At 44.3% G+C, this 16,731-nt stretch carries 12 protein-coding genes and 1 pseudogene; 3 read left to right on the forward strand and 10 right to left on the reverse strand.

Annotated features, from left to right (window positions below):
- The 6 genes and pseudogenes from JFC07_RS10710 to ppsA all read right to left on the reverse strand — a co-directional run.
- Positions 1-240: pseudogene (locus tag JFC07_RS10710) on the reverse strand (IS982 family transposase); the annotation flags it as partial.
- A gap of 443 nt (positions 241-683) precedes the next feature.
- A complete protein-coding gene (gene rplI, locus JFC07_RS10715; protein ID WP_068404825.1) occupies positions 684-1,193 on the reverse strand; it encodes a 50S ribosomal protein L9 in 510 nt (169 codons plus the stop codon).
- Between the two features lie 25 nt (positions 1,194-1,218).
- On the reverse strand, positions 1,219-1,446 hold the full coding sequence (gene rpsR / locus JFC07_RS10720) for a 30S ribosomal protein S18 (protein WP_068404827.1): 228 nt from the start codon (positions 1,444-1,446) through the stop codon (positions 1,219-1,221).
- A 16-nt stretch (positions 1,447-1,462) separates the two neighbouring features.
- Positions 1,463-1,861 carry a 30S ribosomal protein S6 gene (rpsF, locus tag JFC07_RS10725; RefSeq protein ID WP_068404828.1) on the reverse strand — a complete coding sequence of 133 codons (399 nt, stop codon included), beginning with the start codon at positions 1,859-1,861 and terminating at the stop codon, positions 1,463-1,465.
- A gap of 299 nt (positions 1,862-2,160) precedes the next feature.
- Complete coding sequence (locus JFC07_RS10730; RefSeq protein ID WP_227678313.1) at positions 2,161-3,147, reverse strand: RDD family protein; 987 nt, start codon at positions 3,145-3,147, stop codon at positions 2,161-2,163.
- 153 nt (positions 3,148-3,300) lie between these two features.
- Positions 3,301-5,685 carry a phosphoenolpyruvate synthase gene (gene ppsA / locus JFC07_RS10735; protein ID WP_191692359.1) on the reverse strand — a complete coding sequence of 795 codons (2,385 nt, stop codon included), beginning with the start codon at positions 5,683-5,685 and terminating at the stop codon, positions 3,301-3,303.
- Between the two features lie 427 nt (positions 5,686-6,112).
- Between ppsA and ppsR the strand changes: the two genes are divergently transcribed.
- Positions 6,113-7,009, forward strand: a complete 897-nt coding sequence (ppsR, locus tag JFC07_RS10740) for a posphoenolpyruvate synthetase regulatory kinase/phosphorylase PpsR (RefSeq protein WP_068404832.1) — start codon at positions 6,113-6,115, stop codon at positions 7,007-7,009.
- 189 nt (positions 7,010-7,198) lie between these two features.
- Positions 7,199-8,842: a Si-specific NAD(P)(+) transhydrogenase gene (sthA, locus tag JFC07_RS10745; protein WP_191692358.1), complete on the forward strand. Its 1,644-nt coding sequence runs from the start codon at positions 7,199-7,201 to the stop codon at positions 8,840-8,842.
- Positions 8,843-8,954: 112 nt separating this feature from the next.
- Here sthA and JFC07_RS10750 read toward each other — a convergent pair whose 3' ends face one another.
- From JFC07_RS10750 to JFC07_RS10765, 4 genes are all read right to left on the reverse strand, one after another.
- Positions 8,955-10,115: an ABC transporter permease gene (locus JFC07_RS10750; RefSeq protein WP_227678314.1), complete on the reverse strand. Its 1,161-nt coding sequence runs from the start codon at positions 10,113-10,115 to the stop codon at positions 8,955-8,957.
- 71 nt (positions 10,116-10,186) lie between these two features.
- Positions 10,187-11,536, reverse strand: coding sequence for an ABC transporter permease (locus JFC07_RS10755; protein ID WP_198329023.1), 1,350 nt, complete (start codon positions 11,534-11,536; stop codon positions 10,187-10,189).
- Between the two features lie 3 nt (positions 11,537-11,539).
- Positions 11,540-12,817 (reverse strand): HlyD family secretion protein, encoded by a 1,278-nt coding sequence (locus JFC07_RS10760; RefSeq protein WP_198329024.1) that lies wholly within the window; start codon positions 12,815-12,817, stop codon positions 11,540-11,542.
- 106 nt (positions 12,818-12,923) lie between these two features.
- Positions 12,924-14,675, reverse strand: a complete 1,752-nt coding sequence (locus JFC07_RS10765) for a TolC family protein (protein ID WP_102076519.1) — start codon at positions 14,673-14,675, stop codon at positions 12,924-12,926.
- Positions 14,676-14,999: 324 nt separating this feature from the next.
- On the opposite strand from JFC07_RS10765, the gene glpK reads away from it, so the two are divergent.
- Complete coding sequence (gene glpK, locus JFC07_RS10770; RefSeq protein WP_198329025.1) at positions 15,000-16,592, forward strand: glycerol kinase GlpK; 1,593 nt, start codon at positions 15,000-15,002, stop codon at positions 16,590-16,592.
- The last annotated feature ends 139 nt before the right edge of the window (positions 16,593-16,731 follow it).

A 16,731-nucleotide genomic window follows, 5' to 3' on the forward strand; every position in this document is an offset into this window, starting at 1 on the left:
ACTGGGCAAGTTTGGAAACTCCCGCTTCATCATGCCAAGCATGTGATGGTAGTAAAAAGACTTAAACTGTCGATACCGCAGTTGATGAAACAGTACCAAGATGGTCATCATCTCTGATACACTTATCTTGCATGCTCTTAGCCGTTGACGGCCCGTTGCGATTAAGTGAGCCTCAAACTCAGGTTTGAATTGCTGATAAAAGTCGTCAATATGGCAGTATAGTTCGGTTAGGTTGTCCATGTAAGAAGTCCTTGTTGTGAAGTTTGTCTTGGTAAACTCACTTTAGCAACTTCGGACTTCTTTTTTTATCTTTTTTTGAGCCCTTATCCCGAACTGGGGTTATTTACAATCCTACCGACCGTATAGATTTCACCTTCTTTATAAAACTCGTTACCTTGGATGCATATTAATTTGTCATCAGTGTTTATCATATCGTCCCATTTTATCTATGGCTAAATACAGCTAGGATAGCAATAGCACTGAGATTAATGAAGATGACTTTATAAGCAGTATTTTATTATTAGGTATAGGTTATGCAGGTGTTTTATTACCAGTTATTGCTACACAATACTATTGTAAGTATTAATGAGATAGCATTTAGCAAATTTTAGAAATAAAAAAGCCAGCAACATGACGTTACTGGCTTTCTTAGACGGGTAGTAAGTTTACACTACCACCAAAAATTACTCTTCTGAGTAATCTTCGTTGTCGTCTTCAACTTCTTCAGCGGCATCTTCGTTGTCGCCATCTTCAGAAAGAATGGTTACTAAGATGCTAGCAGTTACGTCATGGTGTAGTTGAATATCAACATTGTATTCGCCCACTTGACGTAGTGTACCTTCAGGTAGCTTGATTTCAGCACGGTCAACTTCTAGACCTGAGTTAGTCAATGCTTCAGCGATATCGCGAGTACCGATAGAGCCAAATAGCTTGCCTTCGTCACCTGATTTAGCGCGCATGATAACATTAACGTCCGTTAACGCGTCAGCACGTTCTTGAGCAACCGCTACTTCTTTTGCTTCTTCAGCTTCAAGCTCAGCACGGCGTGCTTCGAACTTTTCAATGTTTGCTTTAGTTGCAGGTAGTGCTTTGCCCTGAGGGATAAGAAAGTTACGTCCGTAACCTGGTTTCACATCGACAGTTTCACCGAGTTTACCAAGGTTGACGATACGCTGTAACAAAATAATTTGCATGAGTCATTCCTAGTTAACGGTTAAATTACTGATGGTTGTCAGTATACGGAAGTAGCGCAAGATAGCGAGCTTGCTTGATAGCAGTGGCTAGCTGACGCTGATATTTAGTAGATGTACCGGTGATGCGGCTTGGTACGATTTTACCATTGTCACTGATGTACTGTTTTAGCAATTCAACATCTTTATAATCGATGTGAGTGATGCCTTCAGCAGTGAAACGGCAGAATTTGCGACGGCGATAGAAACGTGCCATGAGTATTCTCCTTTAATTAGTCTTCACTGTTGTCGTTGTCGTCGTTTTCACGATTGTCTGGACGACGAGTCGTTGCTTTGCGTGCGCGTTTTTCATCGGCATTCTTGGCTAACTGCGACTCTTCAGTGACAGCTTCGTCACGGCGCATAACTAGACTACGAATGATCGCGTCGTTATAACGGAATAATTCTTCAAGTTCAGCCAAAGTCTCACCGTCAGTTTCAACGTTGAAAAGAACGTAGTGAGCTTTGTGAATTTTGTTAATTGGGTAAGCCAATTGACGACGACCCCAATCTTCTAGACGATGGATCGTACCGCCGTTGTCTTGAACCAACTTGATATAGCGTTCAACCATGCCGACCACTTGGTCGCTTTGGTCTGGGTGTACAAGTAACACCAGTTCGTAATGTCGCATTATGACTCCTTACGGATTAGTAGCTATTAACCCTATGTTAATAGCAAGGAGATTTATAAGGTAAGCCCAAATCTTATCGAATTTTGCAAAAACAATAGGGGATAAGCTTAGTTTATAAAGCGCCGTATTATAACAGTACTCAGCCTTTAACACAAAGGTTAATGACTGAGCGTCTGTCAATAAATAATAAAAGACGTAAATATAAATTCTTCAATAAAAAAGCAGCGTATAAACGCCACTTTTTCATATAACCTTATGATATTTATAACAATCGTTTTTATCATAAACTTATAAACCCATTATTTTGCCTTGGGTTGTTTGACCAATTGGCTATTATCGGCTTTCACTACTAAGGTTTTAGCCAGTTTATCATGCCAACCGATGTTTTCAGGACTTTTTGAGGCCATATAATAATGAACAATAATAACCACAAAACCTAAAAAGCTAGTAAATGAGAATAATAAGTTATAAATAATAAACAGTAGTAGCGTACGCATGCCAATAAGCTTGCTAAAAGAAGGCAAGCGGTGGGTGCTTTGGTCAACGACGCGAATACCGGTAATCAGCTTACCAAGTGATTGTCCACGCAAGGTAATAAATACCAGCTGCAGCGCAAACAAACCAAACACCATCACTTGTGACATCATCAAAGTGCTGCTAGGAATACTTTCCATCAAGGTCATGGAATACTGATACGCGGCATCCATATCTTGGATGTTTTGAAATTTGGTATAGTCCACATCCATTTTGGTCAATGCCATGACCAGCGGTAAAATCGCTAATATATACAGTAAGCCATTTAGCGCAGTCGCTAACACCCGCGACATAATCGGCGCAAGGACAACATTACCGACGACTTTATCTTTAGGCGAGGCGGCTTTGACTGCAGCAGACTTATTTAATGACACGTTTTTATTGGGTGTATATTGACGATTGGTGGTCATGTCCAGCTTGGTATTTTTAGCGTTCTCTGCTGGGCGTTCAGGCTTACCATACAATCTGTCTAGCGATACCGCTTTGTCATCTTTAGAGGTGCTACTAGCAGAATCTTCTGGGAAGATAGTGACGTTATTGATAATAGAGTCATTATGATCTGCCGACACTATAGGGGCAGGTCGATAATAAGTCTGATTATTGGTTAAATTACCAACACGCTGCCACTGATCTAGGCCTTCATGCCACATCAAATCATCTAATACTACTTCACCTGAGGCGAGCATAATATTGAGCTGATCCAACGTGTATGGACCAGCTTGTACGTTATTTCGAGCAAGGAAAATCTGCATAATTGCCTACATAGTTAGTCATATCTTAAGTCACTTTTTCAAGCCACTTTCGCTAATACATTATATTAGGGTCTATTTGAAAAAATCAAATAGACCCTAATGGTAGTATATTAAATGACTCTGTCAATTAACGCTGTGACGTATCGTTACGACTTATTTCGTTTCTTCACCAGCTAAGAAGAACCAAGTATCTAGCACTGAGTCAGGGTTTAGTGACACTGAGTTGATGCCTTGTTCCATGAGCCAAAACGCAAGATCTGGATGATCTGATGGACCTTGACCGCAAATACCAATGTATTTGCCTGCTTTGTTACAAGCTTCAATCGCCATAGATAATAGCTTCTTAACCGCAGGATCACGCTCATCAAATAGATGTGAGACGATACCTGAGTCACGGTCAAGACCTAGCGTTAACTGAGTCAAGTCGTTTGAACCGATTGAGAAACCATCGAAGTGCTCTAGGAAATCTTCTGCTAATAGCGCGTTGGTTGGTAGCTCACACATCATGATGACGCGCAGACCATTTTCGCCACGTTTTAGACCGTTTTTCGCTAGTAGCTCGATGACTTCTTTGGCTTCGCCAACGGTACGAACGAATGGAATCATAATCTCAACGTTGGTCAAGCCCATCTCATCACGGACGCGTTTGAGTGCTTTACACTCAAGCTCGAAGCAGTCACGGAAGTTGTCAGACACATAGCGACTGGCACCGCGGAAACCTAGCATTGGGTTTTCTTCTGATGGCTCGTATAATTTACCGCCAAGCAAGTTGGCGTATTCGTTTGATTTAAAATCAGACATACGCACGATAACTGGCTGATCCATAAAGGCAACGGCTAGGGTTGAGATACCTTCGACCAATTTATCGACATAGAAATCGACTGGTGAGGCATAACCGGCGATACGCTCATTGATCGCTTGGGCGATTTCACGTGGCAAGCTGTTCATATTTAGTAGCGCTTTTGGATGCACACCAATCATACGGTTGATGATGAACTCTAAACGCGCAAGACCGATACCTTCGTTTGGCATTTGGGTAAATGAGAAGGCACGATCTGGGTTACCCACGTTCATCATGACTTTGAATGCAAGCTCTGGCATAGATTCAACAGAGTTGGTCTGTACTTCAAAATCAATCTGACCTTCATAGATAAAGCCAGTATCACCTTCAGCACAAGAAACAGTGACGTCTTGACCATCAACCAATAATTCAGTGGCATTACCACAGCCAACGATAGCTGGAACGCCAAGCTCACGAGCAATAATAGCCGCGTGACAAGTACGACCACCACGGTTGGTGATAATCGCAGAAGCACGCTTCATGACGGGCTCCCAATCCGGATCGGTCATGTCTGATACTAAGACGTCGCCGTCTTGAACTTTGTCCATCTCGTTTAAATTGCTAACGATACGTACTTTACCAGCGCCGATGCGTTGACCGATTGAACGACCTTCACATAGAATTTTAGCATCGCCAGTATTGATGATATAACGCTCCATGACATTGCTGTCTTGGCGGCTCTTAACGGTTTCTGGACGTGCTTGGACGATAAAGATTTCACCGCTGTCGCCGTCTTTTGCCCACTCGATATCCATCGCTTGACCATAATGCTTTTCAATAGTCATGGCTTGTTTGGCAAGTGAGTTTAGCTCTTCAGTGGTTAAAGAGAACTGCATGCGGTCTTGTTTTTCGACATCGACGGTTTTGACAGACTTAGTGGTGCTACCTTCATCACCATAAATCATTTTCTTATGTTTGCTGCCTAGATTACGGCGAATGACCGCAGGCTTGCCATTTTCAAGCAATTTTTTGGAGATGTAGAATTCGTCAGGGTTGACTGCACCTTGCACAACCATTTCACCTAGACCGTAGCTTGAGGTGATAAAGACCACTTGATCAAAGCCACTTTCCGTATCTAGGGTGAACATCACGCCAGCAGCGCCAGTTTCTGAACGTACCATGCGCTGTACAGCAGCAGATAGGGCAACGCCTTCGTGCTCAAAACCTTTATGCACACGATAAGAAATCGCGCGGTCATTATATAAAGAGGCGAATACTTCTTTAATGGCAATCAGGACGTTATCAATGCCACGAATGTTCAAGAAAGTTTCTTGTTGACCGGCAAATGACGCATCTGGCAAATCTTCAGCAGTCGCAGAAGAACGTACCGCAACCGCGATGTCTTCGCCGCCACTCATGGTTTCAAACGACTGGCGCACTTCTTGCTCAAGGTCGCTTGGCAGCTCTTGCTCAATAATCCAAGTACGGATTTTTTTACCAGTCTCAGCAAGCTTATTAACATCATTCACATCAAGCGTTTTAAGCTCGTTGTTGATTTTGTCAAGTAAGCCTGTTTCTGTCAAAAAGCGATTGAACGCATTTGAAGTGGTCGCAAAGCCACCTGGAACGCTGACACCCAAATCAGATAAATGGCTGATCATCTCGCCAAGCGAGGCATTCTTGCCGCCAACCATCTCAATGTCATCTTTTCCTAGCTGATCAAGATTGATTACAAGTGCTGTAGATTGCGCTGCCATGATAACTCCAGAAAATAAGGTTATTTAGTAAAGATTATAACGGTCGATTATACCCCTATATTTGGATAATTTCGATACCTAGAACCAAATAAATCGTCAAAAATATACAAATTGTGGCGTTTGCTACATATTTGCGCGGTCAAAAATCAATATTTGTTTGTTAGAATATAACAAAGAGTAAAATATAACTGGTTTCTAGAGAAAAAATTTGCTGATAAGAAACCTTCCTTTATAGCAATACTATAGATGCATAAATACTCTTAATAGATATCCTTATTACATCGTACTTACTAAGTGTACGCCTGTAACATTGATTTCTATTAGACAGCTATTGTGCGTATAATATAGGGCACAATAAACTAACCGCTACAGATTTTCTGCGCTAAATAAAAGCGCCTATTGAGATCTTAACCAAGGTGTTCACGTTATGTTTGTAAATAATCCGCCAGAAGCCGCCAAGCCGACCATTCAAAACAAACAAGCGTTGCAAGTAGATAACGACCAAAATATCAGAACGGCGTTTTTTATCTCTGATGGGACGGCGATTACCGCAGAAACCCTTGGACGCGCCATTTTAAGTCAATTTGCCTCTGTGCCTTTTGAGACTCGGGTGTTGCCTTATGTCGATAGCTTAGAGCGCGCCGAAGAAGCGGTCGAACAAATCAATATGGCCTACCAACGTGATGGGTTACTGCCCTTGGTGTTCGATACCATTGTTAGCCCTGAAATTCGAGAAAAAATTAACTCAGCGCATAGCTGTAATCTGGATATGTATGAAGGGCTAATCGGCCGAGTCGCAGAAGAGACAGGTGTTGAGCCGGACGCGCATTCGGGCCATGCCCACGATAACGTCGACTCTGAAACCTATAAAGAACGTATCGATGCCGTGCATTTTGCCCTAGATAACGATGATGGTGCACGTACTCGTCATTATCATGCCGCGGATATTATTCTTATCGGCGTTTCGCGTTCTGGTAAAACCCCAACCTCACTGTATTTGGCGCTACAATTTGGTATTCGAGCGGCAAACTATCCGTTAACCGAAGAAGATTTAAATGACAATCAATTGCCAAAAGCCTTACGTGAGCATAAGCACAAGTTATTTGGCTTGTTAATCGATACCGATCGCTTGGTAAAAATCCGCCAAGAACGCCGAGCGGGTAGCCGTTATTCAAGCTATCAGCAATGTCAGCAAGAACAGCGCGCCATACAGGGGATTTATATCTCGCAAGGGATTCCAAGTCTCGATGTCTCTGAGATGTCTGTTGAAGAGATTGCCACACGTATCTTGCAGATGACGGGACTTAAACGCCGTATCGGCTAAAGGGATTAAGCAACAGCGTATAAAGAATAACGTCTATGGCGATAACGTAACTGTCGCCAATATTGCAAAATATCCTATCAGCACGTATGGTAGGCACGCTTTAGCGCTATGAGTCTAACTTGATCGTTACTTGTAGACATTCATAGTCTAAAAAATACACAGATTTATAAATTAATAAAAGAGGATACGATGGGAAGCAAACCGATAAGCGACGCGACCAATGACACGGGTAAAGACATTCATACCGAAGTGTCTAATAAAGAAAGCGGCCGCGCGCCGAACCCTGAGCATACTGAAGGCAAAACTAAAAAAGCAAAAATTGAGCAAACCCATGAGCAAGTCACTGAAGATATCATGCATCACCCTGATTTGGTCAATCCGCTTGATGATATCCGCATCGATATTAAAACTCCTTTTACTAAAGACTCGCAGCGCATCAAAGGCGATAAGCATAAGTATGAATATGACGCCGTTGTCCTAGGCGCAGGGCCTGCTGGTGAAGCGGCGGCGATGAAGCTGACGAAGGCTGGCAAAAAAGTTGCGGTGATTGATCCGCGTGAACAGGTTGGTGGTAACTCGACCCATGTGGGCACGATTCCAAGTAAAGCCTTGCGTCAATCGGTCTTTAACTTGATTAACTTTCGCCGCGATCCTATGTTTACCAAGGCGATGGAGTATCAGCAAGTACCTCTAAACCGCGTGCTCGCTAATGCGCGCCGCGTAATCCGTAATCAAGTAAGCACCCACACCCGTTTTTATGAGCGCAACCGTATTGATGTGATTCATGGTTGGGCAAGCTTTGTTGATGCGCATACCTTGAGTGTCGAAAAGGACGACGGCGTCTTTGAAACCGTGACCTTTAATAAAGCCATTATTACCGTTGGAAGCCGTCCTTATCGTCCTGATATTTTAGACTTTGACCATCCGCGTGTGTTTGACTCTGATAAAATCTTGCAAATGGATTATGTGGTCAAAAAAATCATCATTTATGGCGCAGGCGTTATTGGTTGTGAGTATGCCTCTATCTTTACTGGTCTTGGCTATAAAGTTGACTTAATTAATAACCAAAATCAATTGCTCAATTATCTAGACAGCGAAATTAGTGATGCCATCGCTCATGACTTTAGACAGTTTGGCGTCTTGATTCGTAGTAATGAAGAGATTGACCACCTTGAAACTCACGATGATTACGTGGTCTTGCATCTAAAAAGCGGTAAGCGCATCAAATCAGATGCCATTCTTTGGTCAAATGGGCGTTCGGGTAACACCGAAGGCTTAAACTTAGAGTCCATTGGGCTGGAAGCCAATAGTCGGGGTCAGCTAAAAGTAGATGATACCTATTGTACTGCCGTCGAAAATATCTATGCTGCTGGTGACGTCATTGGCTGGCCTTCATTGGCATCAGCGGCCTACGATCAAGGACGCTGTGCCGCAGCGTTTATGGTTGGCGATAGCGATGCCGAGCCAGTATCAAGCGTGCCAACAGGTATCTATACCATCCCTGAGATTTCTTGTATCGGTAAAACTGAGCAAGAGCTGACCGATGAAAAAGTCCCTTATGAAGTCGGGCAGGCGTTCTTTAAACATCTGGCACGGGCGCAAATCATTGGTGAGCGTTCGGGCGTGTTAAAGATTTTGTTCCACCGTGAGACGCTTGAGATTTTAGGTATTCATTGCTATGGCAATCATGCCTCAGAGATTATTCACATTGGTCAGGCGGTCATGAAATGCAACAATACCCTTGAGTATTTTGTGAACACAACCTTTAACTATCCAACGATGGCAGAAGCCTATCGCGTCGCCGCTCTCAATGGTTTAAATCGCGTTTTTTAAACCAAACATCATCAAGTCAGATAAATAAAAAAGCGCCTGCTTCTTGAGTAGGCGCTTTTTTTTGAGGTATTTTTTATAGCATAAATGCCAATACTATCCATATATTTTTATGCTAAACAGCAGTTTTGCTTTGGCTGGTACGCCAGCGGAAAAGTAGCAGTAATAAAAAGTAAAATGCCCACAATCCTGCCAATGCATAAAAGCCAGTTGCGACTTGCGCCACACTCGCGCCCATTTGATTAAGCTGAACAGAGGTATTAATACCAGGCGTCGTCGGTATGACCCAGCGGATGATTTGTAAAAACTCTGGTAATTGATTGGCAGGCCATGGATATCCGCTGACAAAAAACATCGGTAGCGAGCTAAAAATCAAGATTTGCATACTGCGCTCACGCTGACGGAACCAGAGCCCAAACACACAACCAAGCGTGGCGACAGTTGGGCAAAATAGCAACAAAAATAACAAGCTGCCAAGCATGTTTTGACCACGTGGATAATGGTGCAGCTCAAAGGTCCAGCCATAATAAAAGCAGCCGATGATAAAGCTGAACATACTGAGCGCTGCAATACGGCCAAGCCAGCCGCGAATACTGGCGGCATGACGACGCTGCTCATACCAGGTGCCAATTAACATCGCTGTCGACATCAATAGGGTTTGTTGCAGAATAAGAATAGCGACCGCTGGCACCACATAAGCGCCGTAGCCTTCGGTTTGATTATATAAAGGGATGATTCTTAACGGTACCGCTTGGGTATTTGCCGCTGCGGTTGCAGAATACGCCCCTTGCGCCACGCTTTTTTTAATCTCAACGCCCGCTGAAACCGTACTAACCGCCTGCAAAAAACCCATTTGAACGTTTTTATTTAATAGAAAATAACCCCCATTGCCTAATACGCTGACGCTCGCTGCTTTGCCAGATAAGACTTGCTGCTCAAGTCCGCTTGGGATAATCATATATCCAGCGATGTCATCGGACCATATCGCTTCTTGAGCGTCTTGCTCATTTAAAAAACGCTTGGTATCGAGCTGCGGGCTAGCACTGGCATAACGAACGATGGTTTGAGACAGATTGGTATTGTCTTGATCGACAATACCAACGGGCACATGGTTGACCACTTCGGTTGAATACGGCCAAGGATAAAAGAAGCCATAAATAATCGGCGCAATCATGAGCAGTAGTAGCACGCCTTTATCAGAAAAGACGTCTTGGATAGTTTGCAAAAAACTGCCGAAAAAGCTTTGCGCTGGCGAATGACTTTTTGCCTCTAACATAGCACTAGAAGGCTGATTTTTTGTTGCTATGAGGTTTTCTTGAGATAAAGGTTCTTTTGGTGTCATAACCATTAGCGGGCCCCCCAGCGTTCAGGATGTGCGAGCGCGCGCTTGCTCAATAAGGCGGCTAAAAACATAGTAACAATCGTCGCAAGCGTCAGTCCATAGACGATGGGTAATGAGATGGCAACCGGCGCTTGCATTTGTAATTGCGCTATATGCAGCTTAAGGTAATGGGTCAGTGGTAAGGCATCCGACCAATGCTGAGCGTTTTTACTGATGGCGATATAGGGAAATGTTACCCCAGCAAAGGCATAAGAAGGCGCTGAGATAAATCCGGTTGACGATAAACCCATGCGTAACGAAAATGAGGTTAAGGTAAATATCGCACCCAGCCAAAATGACAACATCATTAGCAATACAAGGCCAATATAAGTCGCAATAATGGAGCTGATAGCAACCGCTTGCTGCGGCGCGGCGAGCCATAACGCCAAAACTGACCATAAGCTATAAGCCAGCATGGGCCAAAAGTACTTACCCAATAAACCAAAGAGCAAAACTGATACACTAGCTTTTCTTGGCTTAGGATCTTCAATGAATGTTTGATTATCTTCAGTTAAGACTGAAACGGCCGTGGTCTGACGGTCTTTATTTTGGCTACCTTGAGTCTCATTGTCTTTAATAGTGGTTAAATCAGGCTGACCACCATTAATAAAGTCATACCAAATACCGATTTTCTTATCGCGCAATTCACGCCCAATGGTCGTCGCGCCAATGACCATGGCTAAAATATGCAGCAGTGCTGGGATAACGGTTGATGCTAAAAACTGTTGATAGTCGGTTGCTGCATTAAACAAACTGATCCGTTGAATACCAATGGGCGAGTAAGCAATCGCTGCTTGCGAGGGTGCCATGCCTTTTTTGACCAAACGCTGTATTTCAACGCCTGCCGATAGCGTCCCAATCACCGATTGGACACTGGTTTGGATAATGCCAGAATGAGTACCGTATTGGGCATTTACTTGCAATACAATCGGTGCCGGTTTACTCGATGAGATATTGCGCGAGAAATCCTCTGGAATAATAACCACCGCATAGATATCACGTTGCAGGAGCGCTGCTTCTACTGCTGCTGGCGAGTGATAAAGCTGTCTGACCGTCAGGTTTGGGTTGGCTTCCAAATAACGCACCGCAGTATTGGCAACAGGACCACGATCGTTATCCACGACGCCAATGGGTAAATCGGTGATTTGTATTTGTGAAAAAATCCACCAAATCAAGAGCACGGTCGCAAGCGGTATCCAGACCACCATGCTTAAATCCCACGGATTTTTGGCTAAAAACCGGCGCTCGTAGCCTGCACTATGTATAAAGGCGCCGATTAATCCGCCGCGTTGCCCGTTTTGCTCAGTCAGGCGCATGGCTTACTCTTTGGTCTGATTGGCAAGGGTTGGATTGATATTGACGACCACGCTCATTCCCGATCGGATACGTCTATCAGGTGTTGATGGTCGCGCTTTAACTTCAAAGGTGCGCACATCAAAACCATCGTTGTTGTTGGTCGGACGCCAAGTAGCAAAGTCAGACAAGGTTGAGGTCGCATAAACAGTAAACTGCTTGGTATAAGGCTTTTCAGGCGAGGATAAAGCAGGAATCGTACCCATAAAACGCTGCCCAATGGCCAACTGGTTTAAGTAGGTTTCAGTGACGTTAAGTACTACCCATTGATCGTCTGTATTAACCAAAGTTAGGATAGGCACACCTTGTCCAATGACTTCGCCCGCGTTGACGATGACATTATCCACGATACCGGCAATTGGACTTTTTAGATTGGCTTCTTCTTTAGCGACCAGTGCTTCTTCTAGTTGCGCATCGACTTGGGCAACTTGGGCGGTTGCGGCAGATTTATCCTCGCTGCGAGCGCCTTCTTTTGCCAAATCATACTGCAAGCGCGCCGCTTCTGTCTTATCTTGAGTCGCTAGATATTGCGCATAAGCTTCATCGCGCTTTTGCCGTGCCATCAGACCTTCTTCATAAAGACGGTTGACGCGCTGATAAGTATTTTCTGCCAAATCAGACGCCGCTTTATTGGCTTGCCAAGCCGCTTTTGCTTGGGAAATTTCTTGTGGGCGGGCACCGTTTTCTGCTTTATCAAGCTGGCTTTGCGCCATTTGCTTGCCAGCACGCGCCTGATTGATTTTAGCGTTAATCTCAGGTGAGTCCATTTCAATAAGCTGCTGACCGACCGTTACCGCATCACCTTCTGTGACCATGATTTGAGCAATACGCCCCGGTACTTTTGCAGCAATAGACGTTTGCTGCATTTGCATTTGACCTTGTAAGGTGATGACTTCAGGCTCATTGTGTTGATTGCTTTTATACAAACCATAAGCAATTGCCCCTAATATAAGCAGCACAAGAAGTACCAAAATCGCCTTTTTAATACCGACAGATTTATCCGCGTTTGCAGGCTCGCGTTTATAAGGCGGCACCGCTTGTTCTTGGTCAATATCAGTGCTGTCGATTCTATTAGTGCTATCGACGCTATCAGTATTATCAAAGCCGGATTCAGTCGGTTTAGTACCATTAATCGCATCAGCATCAACGGGCGTTTGCTCATGATGACTGCGGTTTGTTTCAGTAGCTTGGTCTGTAGCAGGTAGTTTGCGTGAGTCGCCTGATTCGTTATTAGATTCAGTCATGACAGTGAGATTCCTAAAGCGATAAAGTCGGTAATAAGCAGAATAGTGTTGGCGTTATTTAATCTTGGCATTTAATCTTATTATTTAATATTTTCTACTGAACTGGCTACTTGTTATATAGGGTTGGTAGACGTATATCAGCGGCGTTCAAGTAAGCATTAAAAGCAAGCGGCGTACCGCAGCTTTGCATCAAGGCGGCAAGCGACTGGACATAAGTATTTGCTGCTTGCGCTTGCTCAGTGCGCGCTTTGAGGTATTGTGTCTGAGCTTGTACCACATCGATGGGCGTATTCACCCCTTCCTGTAGTCCAAGTTGACGTAAGCGCAATACCTCTGCTGCCAAATCCACATTGCTTTGCAAGGCTTGATAGCGTGATTGGGCGTTATTGACATCGTGCCAGTTTTTTTCGACGAGCAATAACAGGTTGTCACTGACTTCTATCTCTGACAAATCTGCTTGGCGTATTTTGGCATTACTAGAAGCTAAAGACGCCTTTTTATCCAGCCCGCCCCAAAGCTTCCAACTTGCTGAGATACCAGCGACCCAACTGGGGTCTTTTTCTACTTGGCTATAGCCATAAAGCATGACGGTAGGTTTGTAGCCGGTATCAGATAGCGCATGTAACTGCTGCGCTTGCGCTCGTTTGGCGGCAACTTTTTGCAAACCTGGATGATTATTCAGTGCTAAGTCTTGAAAGTAATTGACATCAGGCAGAGGACGGCTTGAGACAAATAAAGGCGTGCTGGGTTTGATACGATAATCGGTACGTAAAAGCCGCTGCAATGCCATCATTGCCAGACGCGCATCATTATTAGCGTTGACCGATTCGCTTTTTGCATCGGCAAGCGCCGATTGTGCTTCTAAGCGATCGACACGGGAGATAAAGCCTTCTTCAAAAAGCCGCTGCGCCATATGGTCAACTTGCTGCACCGTATCATAAGCATCGTCACGTAAATAAGCGGCAATAATCGCCAACTGTGCCTTAAAATAACGCTCAACTAAGGTGTTATACAGCTCGTTGGTATCTAGTATGCTATCAGCAACGGCTTCTTGGGTGCGAGCAGTGGAGGCGCCTGTTAATGCCTCTGTGCGTCCAGCGGTATAAATGGGCCATACCACGCCAAGGCCTGCGCCCGTCATTGAACCCGAGCGCTTTAAGTCGTAAGTATCTGGGATACGGTCACCGACCAATTCCCCAAAGTCTGGCAAATTTTCTATGTCTATCGGCGGGTCGATACCATCAATACTACTATTCACATCGTTGATAATACCGTTTTTAATTGACGATAAATCAACATCGGCGTCCAAGTTATAAGCAGTGGCGGAGGCGCGCGCAAATACTAACGGGTGGTCGATGGTTTTTAACGCATCGGTTTCATACTCACTGGCAGCAATCGCGGCTTGATTGGCGGCGATTTTCGGTGAAACTTGCAATAAAATATTTTGTGCTTGCTCAAGACTAAGCAGACTCGATACTTCTAACGGGTAGCTATTGTCAATGCTTTTATGGGTAATAGGATCGATAAGGGTGGTTAAATGAGCGTTTGGCTCAACTTTAACTGGCTGTGTTTCTATCGGCGCGGCTTTATTTTTTATGATGCCTTTTTGCGCAGGGTTTTTATAAGTTTGAGTGTGAGTTATTTGAGTGCCGTTTTCTTGAACACTATTTTTAATACCACTACTGCCTTGCAGGCTGCTTGGCGTATCCGCGTCAACAATTTGCGTCACGACAACGGGCGCTACTTCATTTTGGGACGTGTTAACATCATCATTGGCGTTTGCGGAGTAAGACGCGGCTAAGCCCATGAGCGTAACCGTCATCACCGCAGTAGACAGAGTCGATAAAGCAAGTTTCATAAGTCACATAAGCCATTAATTAGAATGCAAAGTGTTTAAAGCGCAAAATTTCTAGTAGGTAGTCAAATAGGGCAATATTATAGACCATTAATAGAAAGCAAAAATTGGTTATTCATAACAAAGCGTACACTGTAGTGGCACAATGGTGACGGGTCAATGCTCACTATTTGCTTATTTTGCGTTGAATGGTCACCAGTTTTATGTTAAGTGTCTAGCTTCAAGACAGATAATAGCATTATTTACGAATTGGTTTATAAATCAGTGATAAAACCTGATAAAAATTAGCCGATAAAAAATAACATTATATAAAATAGGATGCGAGTAATGGCAGGATATATTTTAGCGCTAGATCAAGGTACGACGTCGAGCCGCGCAATATTGTATGACAACCATGCCCGCCCGATTAAAATGGCCCAGCAGCCGACGACTTTAAAAACTCCGCAGGCAAGTTTTGTTGAGCAAGATGCGCAGCAGATTTGGCAAACGCAGATTAGCTGTGCTCATGATGTGATTAATCAAGCAGGGCTGCTAGCCACCGATGTCACCAGTATAGCGATTACCAATCAGCGTGAGTCTATCGTGATGTGGGATAAGCAAACGGGCAAACCTTTAGCGCCTGCCATTATTTGGCAAGACCGCCGTACTGCCAGCTATTGTAAAACGCTTGCTGCGAAAAGCCCGAGCGCTAAGACGGATAACAGCCATGATGATATGGCCAGTGAGATTCAACGTCTCACAGGCTTGCGTTTGGATCCATATTTTAGCGCCAGTAAAATTGCATGGCTGTTAGAAAACGATCCCAAATTAAGAGTCCGCGCTAATAAAGGCGAAATCGCGGTCGGCACTATAGACAGCTGGCTTATCTATAAATTAACCGGCGGCGAGCATGTCATTGACGTCACCAATGCTTGTCGTACCTTATTATATGATATTCATAAACTGGCATGGTCGGAGGAGCTATGTACCTGCTTTGGGATACCGATGAACATATTGCCCAAGATACTACCGTCTGATGGCGATTTTGGTAAAACCAAAAAAGGACTGTTTGCTAAACAAATCCCCATTCAGGCGGTATTGGGCGACCAGCAAGCGGCGCTGTTTGGGCAAGGTTGCCTCAATGCAGGCATGGCAAAAAATACCTATGGCACCGGCTGTTTTATGCTGATGAATATTGGTAAAGAGCCGAAACTGAGCGAGCATAAGTTACTGACGACCATTGCTTGGCAACGCAAATCAACGCCAACCCGCCCAGATAATCTATCCTTTGATCAAATTGTGCAGTCTGGCAGACGCTTGCTACAGCCGCCCAAAAGAGAAGTCACTTATGCCTTAGAGGGTAGTGTGTTTATGGCGGGCGCTATCGTGCAGTGGCTGCGTGACAATCTTGGCATGATTCAACAAAGCAGTGAGGTTGAGCATCTAGCGCGGCAAGTAGATAGTAGTGAGGAGGTGGTATTGCTCCCAGCATTTACAGGGCTTGCGGCGCCTTATTGGCGCTCAGATATCAATGCCAGTATTACTGGTATGAGCCGCGGCACAACCAAAGCCCATATTGCGCGCGCGGCTCTCGAGGCCATTGCCTATCAAACTTACGATGTGCTGATTGCCATGCAAAAGGACAGCCCGCATCCTTTGACTGAATTAAGAGTGGATGGCGGTGCGGCGAATAACGACTTGCTCATGCAGTTTCAAGCCGACTTATTAGGCGTACCAGTGCTACGCCCTAAGGACACAGAGATTACCGCTAAAGGTGCAGCATTATTAGCCGGATTAAAAACCGGTTTATACGATGAGACTACGATACAAGCCTCGTGGCAGATTGACCGCATCTTTGAGCCTGAGATGTCTGCGGATAGGCGTGAACAGCATCTTGATAAGTGGCAACAAGCGATTGATAGAGCGCTAACAGTCTTATAAATATTTCAATGAAAATTAAAGTTTTAGTGAATAGACGCTTATAAATTACTCAAAATCCTCTGCTGCCCTACAAAATAGTGATAAAGATACAGGCTGTAACGCAAGGCAATCGTAACTTGGACATAGTTTACATAATCTG

This window comes from Psychrobacter faecalis, from assembly GCF_016107575.1.
Classification (GTDB): Bacteria; Pseudomonadota; Gammaproteobacteria; order Pseudomonadales; family Moraxellaceae; genus Psychrobacter; species Psychrobacter faecalis.